Origin of the sequence: Vibrio sp. SCSIO 43086, assembly GCF_051132235.1 — a bacterium.
In the GTDB taxonomy this organism is placed as follows: Bacteria; Pseudomonadota; Gammaproteobacteria; order Enterobacterales; family Vibrionaceae; genus Vibrio; species Vibrio diabolicus.
In genome coordinates this window covers 3153709-3171204 of record NZ_CP072677.1, presented here as the reverse complement: position 1 = coordinate 3171204, position 17496 = coordinate 3153709, and the positions used below count along the sequence as shown (strand labels likewise).

At 47.1% G+C, this 17496-nt stretch carries 12 protein-coding genes; 3 read left to right on the top strand and 9 right to left on the bottom strand.

Annotated features, from left to right (window positions below):
- Nucleotides 1-171: 171 nt before the first annotated feature.
- On the bottom strand, nt 172-801 hold the full coding sequence (locus J8Z23_RS15045; RefSeq protein WP_005382363.1) for a 3'-5' exonuclease: 630 nt from the start codon (nt 799-801) through the stop codon (nt 172-174).
- 35 nt (nt 802-836) lie between these two features.
- Nucleotides 837-2663 (bottom strand): DUF294 nucleotidyltransferase-like domain-containing protein, encoded by a 1827-nt coding sequence (locus J8Z23_RS15040; RefSeq protein ID WP_434634142.1) that lies wholly within the window; start codon nt 2661-2663, stop codon nt 837-839.
- Between the two features lie 230 nt (nt 2664-2893).
- On the opposite strand from J8Z23_RS15040, the gene J8Z23_RS15035 reads away from it, so the two are divergent.
- Both J8Z23_RS15035 and J8Z23_RS15030 read left to right on the top strand, forming a co-directional pair.
- A complete protein-coding gene (locus tag J8Z23_RS15035; protein ID WP_203343701.1) occupies nt 2894-4081 on the top strand; it encodes a 3-phenylpropionate MFS transporter in 1188 nt (395 codons plus the stop codon).
- 135 nt (nt 4082-4216) lie between these two features.
- Nucleotides 4217-7648 carry a hybrid sensor histidine kinase/response regulator gene (locus tag J8Z23_RS15030; RefSeq protein WP_301613619.1) on the top strand — a complete coding sequence of 1144 codons (3432 nt, stop codon included), beginning with the start codon at nt 4217-4219 and terminating at the stop codon, nt 7646-7648.
- 94 nt (nt 7649-7742) lie between these two features.
- Here J8Z23_RS15030 and J8Z23_RS15025 read toward each other — a convergent pair whose 3' ends face one another.
- The 5 genes from J8Z23_RS15025 to J8Z23_RS15005 all read right to left on the bottom strand — a co-directional run bounded on the left by J8Z23_RS15025 (nt 7743) and on the right by J8Z23_RS15005 (nt 12467).
- Nucleotides 7743-9128 (bottom strand): class II fumarate hydratase, encoded by a 1386-nt coding sequence (locus J8Z23_RS15025; protein ID WP_301659616.1) that lies wholly within the window; start codon nt 9126-9128, stop codon nt 7743-7745.
- Nucleotides 9129-9145: 17 nt separating this feature from the next.
- Nucleotides 9146-9523 carry a hypothetical protein gene (locus tag J8Z23_RS15020; RefSeq protein WP_048626674.1) on the bottom strand — a complete coding sequence of 126 codons (378 nt, stop codon included), beginning with the start codon at nt 9521-9523 and terminating at the stop codon, nt 9146-9148.
- 201 nt (nt 9524-9724) lie between these two features.
- Nucleotides 9725-10207 carry a hypothetical protein gene (locus J8Z23_RS15015; RefSeq protein ID WP_012841321.1) on the bottom strand — a complete coding sequence of 161 codons (483 nt, stop codon included), beginning with the start codon at nt 10205-10207 and terminating at the stop codon, nt 9725-9727.
- 256 nt (nt 10208-10463) lie between these two features.
- Nucleotides 10464-12191 carry a sodium:solute symporter family protein gene (locus J8Z23_RS15010; RefSeq protein ID WP_005397550.1) on the bottom strand — a complete coding sequence of 576 codons (1728 nt, stop codon included), beginning with the start codon at nt 12189-12191 and terminating at the stop codon, nt 10464-10466.
- A gap of 12 nt (nt 12192-12203) precedes the next feature.
- Nucleotides 12204-12467 carry a DUF4212 domain-containing protein gene (locus J8Z23_RS15005; protein WP_005397548.1) on the bottom strand — a complete coding sequence of 88 codons (264 nt, stop codon included), beginning with the start codon at nt 12465-12467 and terminating at the stop codon, nt 12204-12206.
- 520 nt (nt 12468-12987) lie between these two features.
- Between J8Z23_RS15005 and J8Z23_RS15000 the strand changes: the two genes are divergently transcribed.
- Complete coding sequence (locus J8Z23_RS15000) at nt 12988-14733, top strand: potassium/proton antiporter (RefSeq protein ID WP_047010251.1); 1746 nt, start codon at nt 12988-12990, stop codon at nt 14731-14733.
- 2 nt (nt 14734-14735) lie between these two features.
- Here J8Z23_RS15000 and J8Z23_RS14995 read toward each other — a convergent pair whose 3' ends face one another.
- Both J8Z23_RS14995 and J8Z23_RS14990 read right to left on the bottom strand, forming a co-directional pair.
- Entirely contained in the window at nt 14736-15365 is a 630-nt protein-coding gene (locus tag J8Z23_RS14995; protein ID WP_005397542.1) for a response regulator, read from the bottom strand.
- A 194-nt stretch (nt 15366-15559) separates the two neighbouring features.
- A complete protein-coding gene (locus J8Z23_RS14990; protein ID WP_395192043.1) occupies nt 15560-17371 on the bottom strand; it encodes a protein-disulfide reductase DsbD in 1812 nt (603 codons plus the stop codon).
- Between the last annotated feature and the right edge of the window lie 125 nt (nt 17372-17496).

Below are 17496 nucleotides of genomic sequence, written 5' to 3'. Positions count from 1 at the left end.
TGTAGGGCTGTTTTTTGGTTCTAAATAACTTGGTCGTGGTAATGACGACGTTGTGCTTATAACTGTCAGTCACTGCGCGTATTTCCACAATTAGACTTTAGGATGAGAGTGAAGGAAGCGCCGTGAAATCGCTGAAACAAAAGTATTTCTGGGAGCTAGGTCAACTGATTTTTATGTATACGGCGCGGTTAGGTTGGGCAAATCGCCTTTCGTTAAGCGAACAAAGACCAAAGCGGCAGAAATCGCATCTTGTAAAGCGTCGTGTTTATCTTGGATAGGAAGTTCGAGGTGTTTACAAATCGCATCCAGACTTAAGTCGAAATAGGCATTCGGCAAATGTCTTTCCAGCTTGTCGTGATAAATCTGACTGACCTCGATGAGCGGGTTAGGAAGTGGAAAGCCAAGTTGCCTCAGACAAGCAAGATCTAAGATCTTTTTATCGTAACGAATGTGATAACCGACAAGTGGTCGGTTGCCGATGAAGTCGAGCAGCTCGAGCAGCGCCTCTTTTTCGCTAATCCCGTCGACTAAGTCTTGGTGGCGAATTCGATGAATTTTGACTGAGCCAGAATCGAGCGATTGCGGCGCGCGTAAGCGGACTTCAAATGGCTGACTAGTGATGATGCGGTTGTCGATGATCTTCGTGGCCGCAATGGTCACCAACTCGGCACGATTTGGATCAAGGCTGGTGGTTTCGCAGTCGAGAGAAACGTATTCCGTTTTATCGGGCGTGCAAAAAAGCGACTGATAAGGAGATCCTTTCAGTTTGTAGTGCCAGTATTTGCGTTGTAACCAGTTCATTGCCTACGCCTCTGTATGATTTATGAAAATCATGGTTAATCACGAATTTGATAGTGGAAGCCTAAAAATTGCTTAAATTTTTTCACTACATGTAAGCTGTGGCGAAGTAAGTCACGCTCGGTTCTATCCAGTTGTTTAATATCAATGTTATTTAATGCTTCTTGCTTTTTGAGTTGTTGATTAAGACGAACCTTAAAGAACAATTTCAGTGCTTCGTTGAGGTTATCTGCCGTTTCAGGCTCTAAGATGCGTTTTTTTCGAAGTGCTTCAATGCGCTCAAACGTGTTCTTCTCCTCAATGGCATATTCCAAAGACAAGGTGCGAATGCCGTGCACAATTGGGAAAATGCCGCCGCGTTTAATATCTAATCCGTCCTTAGCACTTTTTACGTTGCCAAACAGAGTTAGGGGCACAGAAAACTGCAAGGCAGGACGAGTAAAGTCAGACAGTATCAACATGCGATCTTTCATTGTGTCGCGAAGGTGGGTCGCGATTGGAGCCAGCAGTTCGCGATTTCCCGCAACAGCATGGGCGTCACTGAAAATGGCTAAGTCCATGATTTGTTGTGGTTCGGCTTTGGCTATCCAGCGGTCTAAGGTGTTTATCCACTCTTGCTGCGTTTTGACCCATTTCGGGTTGTTGACCATGACTTTACCCGGGCAGAGTGGGTAGCCGAGCTGTTGTAGAGTGTGCGTGAAGGATTGCATCACTTGTTCGCAATGAGGCCATTCCAAACCATCTTGAATAATTAGAGCATTGTCTTGGTCTGTCTTGAGAATTTGTTCTCCTCGACCTTCTGAGCCGAGCACGATTAAGCAGCAATGATCGTGCAAGGCTGGTGGAACCACTAACTCGAACGCTTTTTCGATAATTTGCTCGTTCACGGCGGAAATCAGCTCCATGATAAAGCGAGTGCGGATGCCGTTTCTCAATAAGCTCTCGACCAATTGACGTTGGCGGTTTGAGGCTAATGCGAGCTCTTCCACACTGCTTGCTCTGGCAATACTGAGCGTTAACACGTGAGAGTGGGTAGAGAACGCGCTGAGAATTTGGGTCATATCCAGCATGCCGACGGCTTGGTTGCCATCACATACCATGAGACGCTTCATTCGATTTCGGGTCATGGTGATCATGGCATTGAACAAAAAGTCACCATCATCAACGTGATAGACAGGAAAGGTGGCGATATCACCAACAGGGGTATTGAGTGCGCAGCCATCTAACATCACGGAGTGCAGCATGTTGGTGCGCGTCACGATGGCGTATGGATGAGCCGAAGGCCATTTTTCTAATCGCGGATCGTCATCATTGAGTTTGACAAGTGCAGCATCAATCCCATTTGCTTTTAGGGTATGCGTCACCTCGTTAATCGGCGTGTCTGGCTCAAGGATCATCGGTGGGTGATAAATGCTGCGGTCCACTTTGGTGAGGATAAACTCTGCCAAGTTTTGTTGTTGGTGAGCGGCTTCGATGAGTTCTTGTCGCTTTGATAAATTGTTATCGAAATAGGCCGCAAACTGACCATTCTCGTTGTAAAGCGCCAGAAAGACGTCTTTCGGTAGCAGATAGGAGAGCGTGTCTTCAAGTGCGATGTATTGATGACGTACGTTGTCTTCAAGTAACGAGCGCACATCAAACATATCGTCGTTGGAATAATGCGCGAACACTTCCTGCTGATCTTGGGAGCGCTCTTCTACCGCGCCTTTGATCAGAATATGCAAGTGAGGGTTCTTCTGTCCGCAAGATAAAATTACATCTCGAGCTCGATAGTAGGCAACGTCCAGAGACGAGCGCAGTCGTGTCTGTTGTGCTTCGGTTAAGCGGTCGAACGGTGGAGATTGCATGTTAAATTTGTCAGGCATGAGAACACCCAATGATGGAAGGAACACTCTCTAAGTCTGACAAATTTCCTACCGGAAGCCAGACGACTTTGGTCTAAATCACGATGATTTCGCTTTAAGATGGCCAATGTCGCAAAGTTAGTATTCCATCGAGGAAACGATAAGTTGCCTATTCTTCCCTTTTTATAATACGCATAGCGATCCATAATTCCCGGTTCGAACGTTGATGTTCCCGTTTTAGGATATTAGTAATGTTGAAACCTTCTCCGTATGGCTGGATTTCCCAGTACTTTCTCGGATTCTTCTTTGCGTATGGCGTATATCTGCCATTTTGGTCACTTTGGTTTAAGGAGCAAGGTGTCTCTTCAACCGACATCGGTTTGCTAGTTGGGTTAGGTCTTGCGACACGTTGTGTCGCCAATATCGTGATCACCCCACGAGTGCACAAAGTTGAACACCTTATGCCTGCTTTACGTTGGTTGAGTTTCGCTGCCCTCCTTTTTGTTGGATTTCACTTTTTTACAGGTGGCAGTTTTTGGTTAATGGCGTTAGCGACGGTGCTATTTAACCTCTGTTGTGGACCGATTGTTCCATTATCGGATGCGATGGCAAACTACTACGCTCGTCTGAAAATGCTCGACTACGGCCGTACGCGCTTATGGGGCTCGATCGCCTTTATCGCGGGTTCGACGGCCGTGGGTTATCTGGTGGCTGAATTTGGCTCTGATATGATCTTGTACACGGCGATGGCCGGGGTATTAGTTTCGTTGCTATTTTCAATGCGTATGACTAACCCGATGCCCGTTACGCTTGATGGGCAAAGCGCGGAGCGTCCAAAACTGAGTGCTCTTTTGACAGACAAGCCGATACTTAAATTCTTAGTGTTGGTGTCATTAATTCAGGGCAGTCATGCGGCTTACTACGGTTTTAGCGCTATTCACTGGAAAGCCGCAGGTCATTCGGAAGATGTGATTGGCTATCTGTGGAGCTTGGGTGTTGCAGCCGAAGTGGCAGTGTTTGCGCTGAGCAAGCGTTTATTTGTCGGTTGGTCAATGCGTGCGTTATTTGTTGTTGCTGCCGTTGGTGTGATGATGCGTTGGGGCATTACGGCATCGACAACGTCGATTGTTGCTTTGGTGATTGTTCAATTATTGCATGGTGTGACCTTCGCAACGGCACACATTGCTGCGATTCAATATATCCAAAACTCGGAAGAGAATAAGATAGTGGCGCTGCAAGCATTGTATAACGCGATTCCGCTAGGCGCATTCATCGCACTGATGACCGTGTTGAGCGGTTGGGGTTATGAGCACTGGGGAGCACTTGTGTTCTGGGGCATGGCCGCGATGGGGTTATTGGCACTGTTCATCAAGCTCGAACCACAAGAGCCACATCATGTGGTCGATGTATCAGACAAGTCACTGGAAACACAGAATTAGACTTCTGTGACGAAGGTTAAAAACTAAGCTTTGTCTCCGTTGTGAAAGCAGTGTTAAATGAAACCTCTCCCTAATGGAGAGGTTTTTTTTATTCTCTTGCTTTAAAACGGCAAGAAAGGCAAGAAAGGATATCGGATGCAAGGATGGCTGGTGGTTCCCGTTTCTTTGGCGTATTTGGGAGCCTTATTTATCATCGCGTGGTACGGCGACATTCAGAAAAGGTGGTTAGCACGCTGGCGGCCGTGGATTTATAGCCTTTCCATTGCGGTGTACTGTACATCGTGGACCTTCTACGGCACGGTCGGGCAGGCCAGCAGTAACCCTTGGTCTTTCTTGCCCATCTATATTGCCCCCATTTTAGTGTTTACCATCGGATGGCGCGTTTTAGCTCGGCTTATTTTGATTGCTAAACGGGAACACATCACGTCGATTGCTGATTTTATCGGAGCTCGTTACGGCAAATCTCAAGGTTTGGCCGTAGTCGTTACACTCATTGCGGTTGCGGGAATTTTGCCGTACATCGCTTTGCAGTTGCGTGGTATCACCATGGGGCTAGAAATCATTGCCCCAGAACTGGCTACCGATTTTGGTTATCAAAACGATAGCGTGTCGTGGTTTGTCGTGGTCGCACTGGCAATTTTTACCATGCTATTTGGTACCCGGCACATTGATAACACGGAACACCATCGTGGGATGATGATGGCGATTGCCTTCGAATCGATTATCAAACTGTTGGCGTTTTTAGTAGTCGGTGTATTCATTGTTTGGTTGGCGATGAACACCGAGAATTTGAGCTTAGTTGACGTTGCCACACAGACGTATCAGTCACCAAACATCCCTACCATATTGATTCATACCGTACTCACGATGCTGGCGATTGTTTGTCTTCCACGACAATTCCATACGATGGTAGTGGAAAATGAACGCGCGCAAGATTTGCATGTTGCTCGTTGGTTGTTTCCCATTTATCTGATCTTGATGGGGATTTTTGTTTTACCTATTGCGTGGGTAGGGCAAGGGTTGTTGAGTGGTGCTTCGCCTGATACTTATGTGATCAGTGTGCCGATGTCGGTAGGGGCGAGTGAAATCGCTTTGCTTGCATTTTTAGGCGGCACTTCGGCGGCCAGTGGCATGGTTATCGTGTCGACGATTGCCTTAGCGATCATGGTATCGAACGACTTGGTTATGCCACTACTGTTGCGTCGCATGCGATTGACGCAGCGTAACCATCATCACTTCTCTGAATTATTACTGCGGATCCGCCGTGGTCTGATTTTAGTCCTACTAATTGGCGCTTGGGGTTTTTATCAAGCGTTAGATACCATTCACTCACTCTCAGCGATCGGCTTTCTCTCATTTGCGGCGATCACGCAATTCGCGCCTGCGCTGGTGGGCGGTATGTACTGGCGTCAAGGGAATAAGAAAGGTGTGTATGTTGGCTTGGCGGTAGGCTTTACCATTTGGCTGATTACGTTAATGAGCCAAACGGACATGCTTGCCGGGAATGCCAGTAACAACTTTTTGATTTGGTTGATCACCCCACCAGAGGTATTGGCTGGCTTTGACATTGCGATTTCAGATTGGGGGATGATCCTCAGCGTGGTCGCCAATGCAGTGTGTTTTGTCGTGGTTTCTATGACTACACGACCAAGCCTAAGTGAGCGCTTACAATCGGCGTCATTCGTTGGTACGCCACTGCCTGAAAGCGAAAACATGAGCCTATACCAGAGTCGTGTTACGGTTGCTGAACTAGAAATGTTAGCGTCTAGGTTTGTTGGGCGAACGCGAGTAAAAGCGGCTTTTCAAGCGTATTGGAGCCAGCAACGAGAAGAGCTAATGCCGAATCAGCAAGCGCCATCTTCTCTGATTCGACATACCGAACGTGTATTAGCCGGGGTATTCGGTGCTTCTTCTGCTAAGTTAGTACTTACCTCTGCCCTGCAAGGAAGAAACATGCAGCTTGAAGAGGTGGCGACTATCGTCGATGAAGCCTCTGAACTGTACGATTTTAGCCGAGGCCTACTTCAGGGGGCGATTGAACATATCGGCCAAGGTATTGCGGTGGTCGACAAGCAATTACGCTTGGTGGCTTGGAACCAACGCTACTTAGAACTCTTTGAATTTCCGCCAGGCTTGATCCAAGTTGGGCGACCGATTGCGGATGTGATTCGGCACAATGCAGAGCAAGGTTTATGTGGACCAGGCGATCCTGATGACCACGTCCGTCGTCGCGTTTATCACCTTGAGCAAGGGACTCGGCACACCTCTTCTCGGGTTCGTCCTGATGGTCGCGTGATTGAGGTACAAGGTAACCCAATGCCAGGTGGTGGCTTTGTGATGAGCTTTACCGACATCACCGTATTCCGTGATGCAGAGCAAGCGCTGAAAGACGCCAACGAGACATTGGAAGAAAGGGTGCGTCTGCGGACTCGGGAATTAGAACAACTTAACAAGCAGCTGGTGGCAGCGACGCAACGCTCCGATTTGGAATCGAAGTCCAAATCACGGTTCTTGGCGGCAGTAAGCCATGACTTGATGCAGCCACTCAACGCTGCGCGCCTGTTCGCTTCTTCATTGTCGGAAGTAGCTAAAGACAGCGAAGCTAAAAAGCTGTCGGCTCACATTGAGAGTGCTTTAGAGGCGGCCGAAGACCTGATAGGAGATTTGCTGGATATCTCGCGCTTGGAGTCGGGCAAGCTGGAAGTCAATGTGCACGGTTTTGCGTTAAACGATGTGTTGTCGAATTTGAATGCGGAGTTCAGCGCATTAGCCAAGCAACAAGGTATAGCATTCACCATGATTCCATCCTCACTCATGGTTAAATCGGATCCCAAACTGCTGCGCCGTGTGGTACAAAACTTCCTGACCAATGCGTTTCGTTATAACCCGAATGGCAAAGTGGCGCTCGGTGTTCGCAGGGTAAAAGGGCGAGTGCGTATTGATGTGTGGGACAACGGTGTAGGTATTGAAGAAGAGAAGCAGCAAGAGATCTTTGAAGAGTTTAATCGCGGAACTCAAGTTCGTTCCGACCAAGGTCTCGGGCTTGGTTTGGCGATTTCCAAGGGAATTGCTCAAGTGCTCGGGCATGAAATTTCGATGCGTTCTTGGGTTGGGAAAGGCAGTGTCTTTTCTATCACGCTTGATAAAGCCGATCATGTGCAGCCGCACCCAGTTCAAGTCACGACAAGTAACCAGTCTGAACTTGGTCATCTAAGAATTCTATGTGTGGATAATGAGCCCGATATTTTAGTCGGTATGGAAAACTTACTGTCTCGATGGGGCTGCGATACGCGAGTGGCGACCGATTTGGTAGAAAGTCTACAAGCTCTCGAGGATGGTTGGATTCCGGACGTGATTTTTTCCGATTACCGACTTGATGATGGTCGTACTGGCTTGGAAGTGCTACAGCAATGTCGCTTGAGACTAGGCAGCTGCTTTGAAGGTGTCATCATCAGCGCGGATCGCACCGATGATATGCTTGATGGCATCAAGGCAAATGGGTTCAGCTTTATTGCGAAGCCAGTTAAGCCGCTTAAATTGCGTTCGGTGCTCAACCGCGTCGCATAGATTTAGAGTGTTTTAGCGTTGCTATAAAAGAGACCTCCGAATGGAGGTCTCTGTGTTTGTAATCTTATTTTGGTTTGTAGGCTGAGTTTGCCGCTTATTCCGCAACACCACCTTGGGTGAGTTTTGCGGGATTAAGCAATCGTTCTAACGTGGCTCTATCTAAATCGGTTTCTTCTTCCGCGACATCAATAATCGCACGACCCTGCTTATAGGCTTTCTTCGCGATTTCTGCCGCTTTCAGGTAGCCAATGACCGGGTTGAGGGCCGTGACCAAAATTGGGTTTTTGGCGAGCGCTACATCCAAGTTATCTTGACGAACTTCGAATGTTGCAATGGCTTTATCAGCTAAAGCCGTTGCGCTGTTAGCGAGCAACTCGATGCTCTCCAATATATTATGAGCAATGACAGGTAGCATGACGTTTAGTTGGAAGTTGCCTGCTTGGCCCGCGACGGTAATCGTGGTGTCATTACCAATGACTTGCGCTGATGCCATAGCTGCGGCTTCTGGGATCACAGGGTTTACTTTGCCAGGCATGATGGAAGAACCCGGTTGCAAGCCTTGTAATTCAATCTCACCTAAACCAGCCAATGGGCCTGAATTCATCCAGCGAAGATCGTTTGCGATCTTCATGATCGCAACTGCTGCTGTTTTGAGCTGTCCCGATAGAGCGACGATCGCATCTTGGCTGCTTAAATTGAAAAAGAAATTATCACTGGCTGTGAACTGAATACGAGTCGATTGTGTCAGGTTGCTGGCGAATAAGTCCGCAAAGCGTGGATCGGCATTGATCCCTGTGCCAACCGCCGTACCACCTTGGGCTAAGGCTTTTACCGCTGGCAGTGCTTGCTCAATCGCTTGTTTTGCGTGCTCGATTTGGAACTGCCAACCGCCAAGCTCTTGAGCAAAGGTAATAGGCATCGCGTCCATTAAGTGAGTGCGCCCGGTTTTTACAACATCTTTCAGTGCTTGCTGCTTAGACTCTAGTGTTTGGCTGAGGTGTGACAAGGCCGGAAAGAGCTGTTTTTCAATGGCTAATGCTGCGCTAACTTGAATTGCGGTTGGCACCACATCGTTACTGCTTTGTCCCATGTTGACGTGATCATTAGGGCTGACAGTGCCGCCTAGATGCTGGGAGGCCAGTGTTGCAATCACTTCATTCGCATTCATATTTGAGCTGGTGCCTGAACCGGTTTGAAATACGTCAATTGGAAATTGCTCAATATGATTGCCCTCGATAATCGCCTGAGCTGCGTCAGCAATCGCATTAGCGATATCACCTTCAAGCAGCCCTAATTGTGCGTTGGTGAGTGCCGCAGTCTGCTTGATGTGTGCCAACGCTTGGATGAAACCAGATGGCATCTTATGTTGACTGAATGAGAAGTTATCGACGGCGCGCTGAGTTTGGGCTTGGTAGAGTGCATCTGCTGGGACTTTCACTTCGCCCATACTGTCAGTTTCTATGCGGAATTCGGTGCTCATGGTAGGGATCCTTTTGGTTAATCGAGTGAGATTTGAATCAGGCGTAATTGTTGTTGTAATGCGAGAAATTTCACGTCGCCTTGTTCAAACTGATAGTAATAGCGTTTGAGACAGAATAATGGCGTATGGATAGAATCGAGACAGACACGACGGAAGATGCAACTGCGAGTGGAGTCTTGAATTGCGTCTAGTAGATGGAAATAAACCTGACGCAAAAACAGCTCACACAACAATAGATTTTCTTCATCGGCACCGTGTTCATAGCAGGAAGACAACACCATTCCCCAATGAATATAGTCATGAATTACGTCTGGCTCAAAGCCGTGTGGTGCGGCGAGAAGGAATCTATCTTGTGCTTTAAAAAATGCGTTAAAGATGTCCCGTTTGTTGTCCATAACCACCTCTCGTTTAATGTAATGATAATTATTATCAATTAAGTGGTGGGTTGGCAACCCTTTTTAGAGTAAGAGGTTGTTGAAGAAAGACTTACGGAAACAAAAGCCGACGTAAAAGCGTCGGCAGAGAGGGAATTATTTAGTCCTGAGGTGACAATGAGGTATCGACGTTTTGGATATCGGTGTCTTTATCTGTGGCCATTACTCTGTAAATAAGGTTTCGTACTTCACAAACGCGGTTTGTGTTTCGCCGTAATAAAGTGTGCCTCCAGATTGAATGACGACTCTTAACCAACTTTCTGCGGATGCTGGTCTTGGTAAGGTAATGTACCAACTTTTTCCAGCCTGATCGGCGGGCTTCATATCAATCGGCTGAGCATTTTTCTCTTCGTCATTAACGATGGAAACTTTGACCCCTTCGAGTGGATAGGCGGCATTGAGTGACAATTCTAAGCCATTTTTCGTGAGCTGTTCTGAACGAAACTTCACTTTAAAGTCGCCATTTTCCATGTCACACAGTCCACTGGTGTAACGACAGTTAGACTTACTCGCGAGTTTGTAAGTTTCCCCTTCTTGTGCCGCGTGGGGTTTCTCGCTGAGTGCCATATCGGTGCCGAAGTAGGCGATCAAAGAAAGAATCGGCGCAATCAGCAGTGCGAGAATAAAGTGCTTGTTTTTGAACATAAAATACTAATTCCATCAATTATCTGTTCATTTTTACTGGCTAAAATCACTAATAACTTCGTTAATGATTTTGAAGGTAGAGCAACTAGCTTGCTGCAATCTTTGCCTTGTTCTAAACGATTGTTTCTGCGTTCCCCGAACATATAACCAATGCCATTCGTGTGCTTCCTTGCTACGGCTCAGGGAATCTAATTATTAGAATAAGTTAGGTGAATAAAAAAGCCCCAAGTGGGGCTTTTGTGGCTTGCGTTATATTTTAGTGATCCACGGCATCGCCTGCACCAACAGGGACACGAACGTGTTCAACAAGATCTTTAACTTCTTGAGGTGTTTCCGCCGTAACTTTCGATACCGCGAATGCCACGATGAAGTTAAATAGTGCGCCGATAGCACCAAACGCGTTTGGCTCAATACCTAGGAACCAGTTGGTTCCCCAGCTTTCTAGATATTTCCAGTCAGCAACGAATAGGATGCCTTTGTGCTGGAATACGTAGAACAGTGTGATACTGATACCAGCAATCATACCGGCGATTGCGCCTTCTTTATTGATGCCTTTGCTGAAGATACCCATCATCAACGCAGGGAAGATGGATGACGCAGCAAGACCAAAGGCGAGCGCCACCGTACCAGCGGCAAAGCCAGGAGGATTCAATCCGAGATAGCCTGCGGCTGCGATTGCCACCGCCATCGAGATTCGGCTGGCAAGCAGCTCCTTCTTCTCGGATATGTTCGGATTTATAACCCCTTTGATTAAGTCATGGGAAATCGCCGACGAAATAGCGAGCAACAGACCCGCAGCTGTGGATAGTGCTGCAGCGAGACCACCAGCGGCAACGAGTGCAATGACCCAGTTTGGTAGCTTAGCGATTTCTGGGTTTGCTAGTACCATGATGTCACGGTCAACTCGCAATTCATTGGTGTCAGGGTTTGAGGTGTACTCGATCAGGCCATCGCCATTCTTATCATCAAAGCCTAATAGACCTGTTGTTTCCCAGTTCTTGAACCAATCAGGGCGCTCATCATACGCAAGGTGCTGACCAGGCGCAGGGTTGACGGTATCCATTAGGTTTAGACGAGCCATTGCTGATACTGCTGGCGCCGTTGTGTATAGAATAGCGATGAACACAAGTGCCCAGCCTGCAGAAGTACGCGCATCACGCACCTTAGGTACTGTAAAGAAACGGATGATAACGTGTGGTAGACCTGCAGTACCGATCATCAATGACATGGTGTAAACGAACATGTTTAGTGTGCTACCGCGAACCTGCGTAGTGTACTCACTAAAGCCGAGTTCGGTCACCACTTGGTCGAGCCTATCGAGCAGATAAACATCGGTGCCTTGAATGGTACTCCCGAGGCCAATCTGAGGTAGCGGGTTACCTGTAAGTTGCAGAGAGATAAAGATTGCAGGGATAGTGTAAGCAAGAATGAGTACGCAATATTGAGCAATCTGCGTGTATGTGATGCCTTTCATGCCGCCAAGTACTGCGTACATGAATACAATACACATACCAATCAGTAGGCCTGTTGAGTAATCAACTTCTAGGAAGCGACCGAAGGCAACGCCAACGCCTTTCATCTGGCCGATAACATAAGTGACCGATGCGATGATAAGACAGATAACCGCCACGATACGTGCCGTGTTCGAGTAGAAGCGTTCACCAACAAACTCTGGCACCGTAAACTTACCAAACTTACGTAGATAAGGGGCGAGCAACAGTGCAAGCAGTACGTAACCACCCGTCCAACCCATTAGGAATACGGAGCCGCCGTAACCCATAAAGGCAATCAGACCCGCCATTGAGATGAACGATGCCGCCGACATCCAGTCAGCAGCGGTTGCCATACCGTTAGCGATTGGGTTGACCCCGCCACCTGCGACATAGAACTCTTTGGTTGACCCCGCACGCGCCCAGATCGCAATACCGATGTAGAGGACGAAGGTTGCACCAACAACCAGGTAGGTAATAGTTTTCAAATCCATCTGAGTTACTCCTTACTCATCTACGCCGAATTCACGGTCGATTTGGCGCATCTTCCATGCGTAATAGAAAATAATACCTAGGAAGGTGTAGATGGAGCCTTGCTGAGCAAACCAGAAACCAAGTTTGTATCCACCTAATTGAAATTGATTAAGTACGTCGACAAATAAAATGCCGCAGCCGAAAGACACTACGAACCAGATGACCATAAGGCCAATCATGAGCTTCACGTTTTTGTCCCAATAGGCTTTGGCTCTTTCTTCGCTTTCAAATGCCATTGCCGTCTCCTTACGATTGGTATTGTTGTTAAAAAAATGTTTCAACATGTACATTAGCAAGGTGTTGGCAAGAACTCTTTTCAACTTTAGTCGGGGTATAAAAAATAAAAAACTCCCGTGATATGGGCGCTTAGAGAATAGTTAGGGTTATTTGTTAATGTTAAAAAGCTGTTAAATTAGCCAAAGGTCTAAGGAGAAAAATGATAAAAAGCACGAATAAGAGACGTGATTAATTTTTTCTTCATTGATTTTAGCGATCCTTAACAGAAACATTCTGCGTTCTTCTTTTTATCAATCAGCGAAAAAATTGGCGTGAAAAATTCACAAGTAATTTATTTACATAAAGTTTTCGTACCAAATCACCGTTTTAGCGCACAATAAAGTAATATAACTGAGTCATTCTCGTACAACCTCGCGCTTTGGGACGGTTTAAGGAGGAGGCAGATTAAGGCATTAACTTATTAACGAAGTCGCCTTAGCTCATCACAAGCATATCGTTTTTCATTAAGGGAGGGTGAGAATGGACGCAGACACCATTAATAGTTTTTTTCTTATAGGTGCGTTGTTAATCGCACTTAGCGTTCTTTTAAGCCCAGTTTCCTCTAAGTTGGGAATCCCAATTCTTTTGGTATTTTTAGCCGTTGGAATGCTGGCGGGGGAAGACGGTTTAGGCGGTATTTTATTTGATAATTTTTCGATCGCTTACTTGGTCAGTAACCTCGCATTAGCCATCATTTTGCTCGATGGTGGTATGAGAACACGGGTTGCCAGCTTTAGGGTGGCATTATGGCCTTCGGTGTCCTTGGCAACATTTGGCGTTGCGATCACCACTATTTTGACCGGGCTGATGGCAACGTGGTTATTCGACTTAGACTTGCTGCAAGGTATATTAGTTGGTGCGATTGTCGGCTCCACTGATGCCGCCGCGGTTTTTTCTCTACTCAAAGGTCGTAGTCTTAACGAACGTGTTGGCTCAACGCTGGAAATTGAATCCGGCACCAATGATCCTATGGCGGTGTTTCTGACTGTTACTCTGATTGCTATTTTAGCGAACCCAGATGCAGATTTGAGTGTGGGCTTTTTGGCGCTCAGTTTTCTTAAGCAGTTTGGTATTGGCGCTTTACTCGGTTTTGCTGGTGGCTGGATTTTGTGGAAGGTCATCAATCGTAATCAACTGCCGGATGGCTTATATTCGATTTTAACCGTCAGTGGTGGCTTGCTGATTTTCGCTTTATCTAATGCATTAGGTGGCAGCGGTATTCTGTCAATTTATCTGGTTGGTTTACTGCTAGGTAATCGTCCAACACGCAGCCGCCATTCCATTCTTCATGTGCTAGATGGCATGACGTGGCTAGCTCAAATCGGTATGTTCCTCGTGCTTGGTTTATTGGTTACGCCTTCCAACTTGCTCTCTATTGCGTTGCCTGGTTTGGCGCTGGCCTTTGGGATGATTTTATTTGCCCGTCCAATCTCGGTTTGGATCGGTTTACTGCCATTCAAGAGTTTCACACCACGTGAAAAGTGGTTTGTTTCTTGGGTGGGCTTGCGCGGTGCTGTCCCAATCATTCTGGCGGTATTTCCAATGATGGCAGGATTGCCAGATGCGCAGTTGTACTTCAATTTGGCGTTTTTCGTGGTAATGGTCTCTTTGATTGTACAAGGTGGCACATTGACTAAAGCGATGTCTCTGGCGAAGGTAGAGCTGCCTTCTAAACCTGAGCCAATTTCACGCACTGGTGTGGAGATTTACCCTACTAGTGAGTGGGAACTGTTTATCTATAAGCTTAAAGCGGATAAATGGTGTATTGGTGAACCATTGCGTAGTCTTTCGATGCCGGATGGAACGCGCATCGCCGCAGTATTTCGCAATAAAGCGTTATTGCATCCGTCAGGCAGCACGCGCCTCGAAGAAGACGATACCTTGTGTGTGTTGGCGCAAGAAAAGGATTTGGATGCTCTGAGCTTGCTATTCAGTGAAGCGCCTGAGAAAGCGTCATTGGCACGATTCTTTGGTGATTTCTTCCTAGATATTGAAGTGAACCTTGCCGATATTGCGATGATGTATGGCCTGAACTTGGGCGATGAGTCACTCGATAAAAGCTTGAGAAACCTTGTAGAAGAACAATTGGGGAGTACACCAGTGTTAGGGGACCAATTCGAGTGGCAAGGCTTGCAATGGATCATTGCCGATGTCGTTGACCAACAAGTCACCAAAGTAGGTATCCGGTTGCCAAGCGAGCAAAGCCTGCTCGCTGACGAGGAGTGAGTCTAGTCGTTCATCTCCGTTAGCATGATGACGGCTTGTGTGCGGTTTTTTACGCCGAGCTTGCGGAAAATCGCCGTCATATGCGCTTTGATGGTGGCTTCTGAAACATTCAATTCGTAGGCGATTTGTTTGTTCAGTAAGCCATCTGACAACATCCCCAACACCTTATATTGCTGTGGCGTTAGCGCGGCAATCTTCTCCGCTAAGTCATTACATGCCGCGTTATTGGTGATCAGCCCTTCAGGAAAATACGGGTCGCCATTGAGCACTTGATTGAGCGCATTCACCAATTCGCGCATATCGCTCGATTTCGGAATAAAACCAAACGCACCATGGCTTTTCACTTGTGTCACGATCGCTGGCTCTTCACTAGCCGAGACGACGACGATTGGTAAGTCTGGGTGTTCTGCTCGCAAGTGAATCAAGCCAGACATACCATTTGCTCCTGGCATTTTGAGATCCAATAGCACCAAATCTGGCTCTTCTTCTCGCTCTAACAAAGCCAGTAGTGCGTCGAGTGAGTCCGCTTCAAGCAAATTTGCCCCACTGATAGCCATGTGGATAGATTGAAACAAGGCATTACGGAAGAGTGGGTGATCATCTGCAATGATGATGGTGTAGGTCGAATCCATGACGTTAAACACTTTTGACTATTTCGTTAAATTTATTATTGTCCAGCTTTGAGAGAGTGGACAATATTTATTCGCTAAAAGTCTGAACCAAATCGACTTTTATTAGGAAAATTGCATATAAGCGCAATTTTCTCATTCAAATCTGGGTAATAAAAAACGCCAGTGGTCATCACTGGCGTTTGAATATCTGATGATCAGAATTGTTGGATGTGCTCTAAGAAAGGCTCGGCTTGCATAAAGCCGGTTAAACGTGCGTTTGAAATGTGCTCGCCATTCGCATCCCAGAACTCGATGGTTGGCAAGCCAAGTACGTTCATGTGTTTGAGTAACTCAATATCTTGCACTTGGTTCTTGGTTACATCAGCTTGCAAAAGAACAAAGTCTTTTAGCTTGGCTTCGACGTTTGGATCATGGAAGGTGTACTTTTCAAACTCTTTACACGCCACACACCAATCGGCGTAGAAGTCGAGCATCACAGGTTTGCCAGCTGCTTTGGCTAGCGCTAGTTGTTCTTCCAACTCTGCAACATTGGCAATGCGTGTAAAGCTTACGGAAGTTTGTTGAGCTTGCGTTGCGTTATTACCAAACCAGTAATTTAATACTGGCTGTGCTGACGCGAGCAAACCCAATACGGCGATGATGCCAACGGCGCTTTGTTTCCAGCCACCAAACTCCAAGCTGTTTTTCACATGATACAGCCAACCAAAGGCAGCGATGCCCAGTGTTGACCACAGAATTGTTGACCACATTTCTGGCATGATGCGTTCCAACAAGAAGATAGGCGCAGCAAGCAGAATAAAGCCGAACAGCGTTTTCACGCGGTCCATCCAACCGCCGGCTTTTGGTAGCAACTTGTTGCCAAATACCGCTACAAGGATCAACGGAATACCCATGCCCATCGCCAGCGCGTAAAGGGCGACCCCACCGGTGAGTAAGTCGCCACTTTGTGCGACGTAAAGCAGCGCACCAGAGAGTGGGGCGGTAGTACACGGAGAACAAACCAAGCCAGATATTGCCCCCATTGCAAACACGCCAGCACTGCTACCACCTTGCTGCTTGTTACTTAAGTTATTCAGCCACGTTTGCACGCTGCTTGGTAACTGCAATGAATACAGACCAAACATCGACATAGCTAATGCGATGAACAGTACACTCAAACCAATCAGCACATAAGGGTGTTGCATCGCCGCTTGGAACTGCATGCCCGCAGACGCCACTACAAGGCCGAGCAGCGTGTAAGTCAGCGCCATGCCTTGTACGTAAACAAATGACAAACCAAGCGCACGACGTTGGCTCAGTTTGCCGCTACCAAGCACGATGCTGGTGAGAATGGGATACATCGGCAGTACACAAGGGGTAAATGCTAGACCCACACCAAGTGCCAAAAACAACAACGGCGTCCACCACTTGTCGGCTAGATTCGCGGCTAAGCTATCTTGCTCACTGACTGGTACTGAAGTGGTGGTTGATTTTGTTGTTGGCTGTGCTTGTTCTGTCGCTGGTGCCTTGGCAGTCGGTGCTACGGTGTCGGAATTGGATGAAGAAAACGCACTGATTGGAATCTCACGTGTTTCTGGTGGGTAGCAGAAGCCCGCTTTCGCACAGCCTTGATATTGCACAATGACACGTGCGCCCTCTTGCCAATTACTCAGTGGGATATTGACAAATAGTGGTGTGGTATAGATATGCACATCACCAAAGAATTCATCTTTATGTGGCGTGCCGTTTTCCATTTGCAGTTCGCCCAGTGAGATGTTCTCACCAGACACAGATAAACGCTCTTGATACAGGTAATAACCATCGCGTACCTGCCAATCGAGCATCAATTTGTCGTCTTGCTGGTAGAAATTAAACGGAAATGCCTGATCGACCGGAACAAAGCTGTCGCTGCTGCTACCAAAACTGTTGTTCTGGCTATTGGTAAACTGGTCTTTGCCGAACAAGGCCAAAGACGGAGTGGAAAAGGTAATAAGCCCTAAGAGTAAAACGGAAAGTAATGCGCGCATAAAAGAGTCAATTCATCTTAGATAATTGCCGTTAGTGTAACTCAATCAGACCCGGAGGCGAGTCAATAAGTTTCATGAAAATGAAGATTTATTGAGCATAATTCAAGACGACAGGCAATAAAAAA

Coding starts and splice junctions, on each gene's coding strand:
- J8Z23_RS15045 (WP_005382363.1), bottom strand. CDS start 801: ATGAACTGGTTACAACGCAAATACTGGCACTACAAACTGAAAGGATCT.
- J8Z23_RS15040 (WP_434634142.1), bottom strand. CDS start 2,663: ATGCCTGACAAATTTAACATGCAATCTCCACCGTTCGACCGCTTAACC.
- J8Z23_RS15035 (WP_203343701.1), top strand. CDS start 2,894: ATGTTGAAACCTTCTCCGTATGGCTGGATTTCCCAGTACTTTCTCGGA.
- J8Z23_RS15030 (WP_301613619.1), top strand. CDS start 4,217: ATGCAAGGATGGCTGGTGGTTCCCGTTTCTTTGGCGTATTTGGGAGCC.
- J8Z23_RS15025 (WP_301659616.1), bottom strand. CDS start 9,128: ATGAGCACCGAATTCCGCATAGAAACTGACAGTATGGGCGAAGTGAAA.
- J8Z23_RS15020 (WP_048626674.1), bottom strand. CDS start 9,523: ATGGACAACAAACGGGACATCTTTAACGCATTTTTTAAAGCACAAGAT.
- J8Z23_RS15015 (WP_012841321.1), bottom strand. CDS start 10,207: ATGTTCAAAAACAAGCACTTTATTCTCGCACTGCTGATTGCGCCGATT.
- J8Z23_RS15010 (WP_005397550.1), bottom strand. CDS start 12,191: ATGGATTTGAAAACTATTACCTACCTGGTTGTTGGTGCAACCTTCGTC.
- J8Z23_RS15005 (WP_005397548.1), bottom strand. CDS start 12,467: ATGGCATTTGAAAGCGAAGAAAGAGCCAAAGCCTATTGGGACAAAAAC.
- J8Z23_RS15000 (WP_047010251.1), top strand. CDS start 12,988: ATGGACGCAGACACCATTAATAGTTTTTTTCTTATAGGTGCGTTGTTA.
- J8Z23_RS14995 (WP_005397542.1), bottom strand. CDS start 15,365: ATGGATTCGACCTACACCATCATCATTGCAGATGATCACCCACTCTTC.
- J8Z23_RS14990 (WP_395192043.1), bottom strand. CDS start 17,371: ATGCGCGCATTACTTTCCGTTTTACTCTTAGGGCTTATTACCTTTTCC.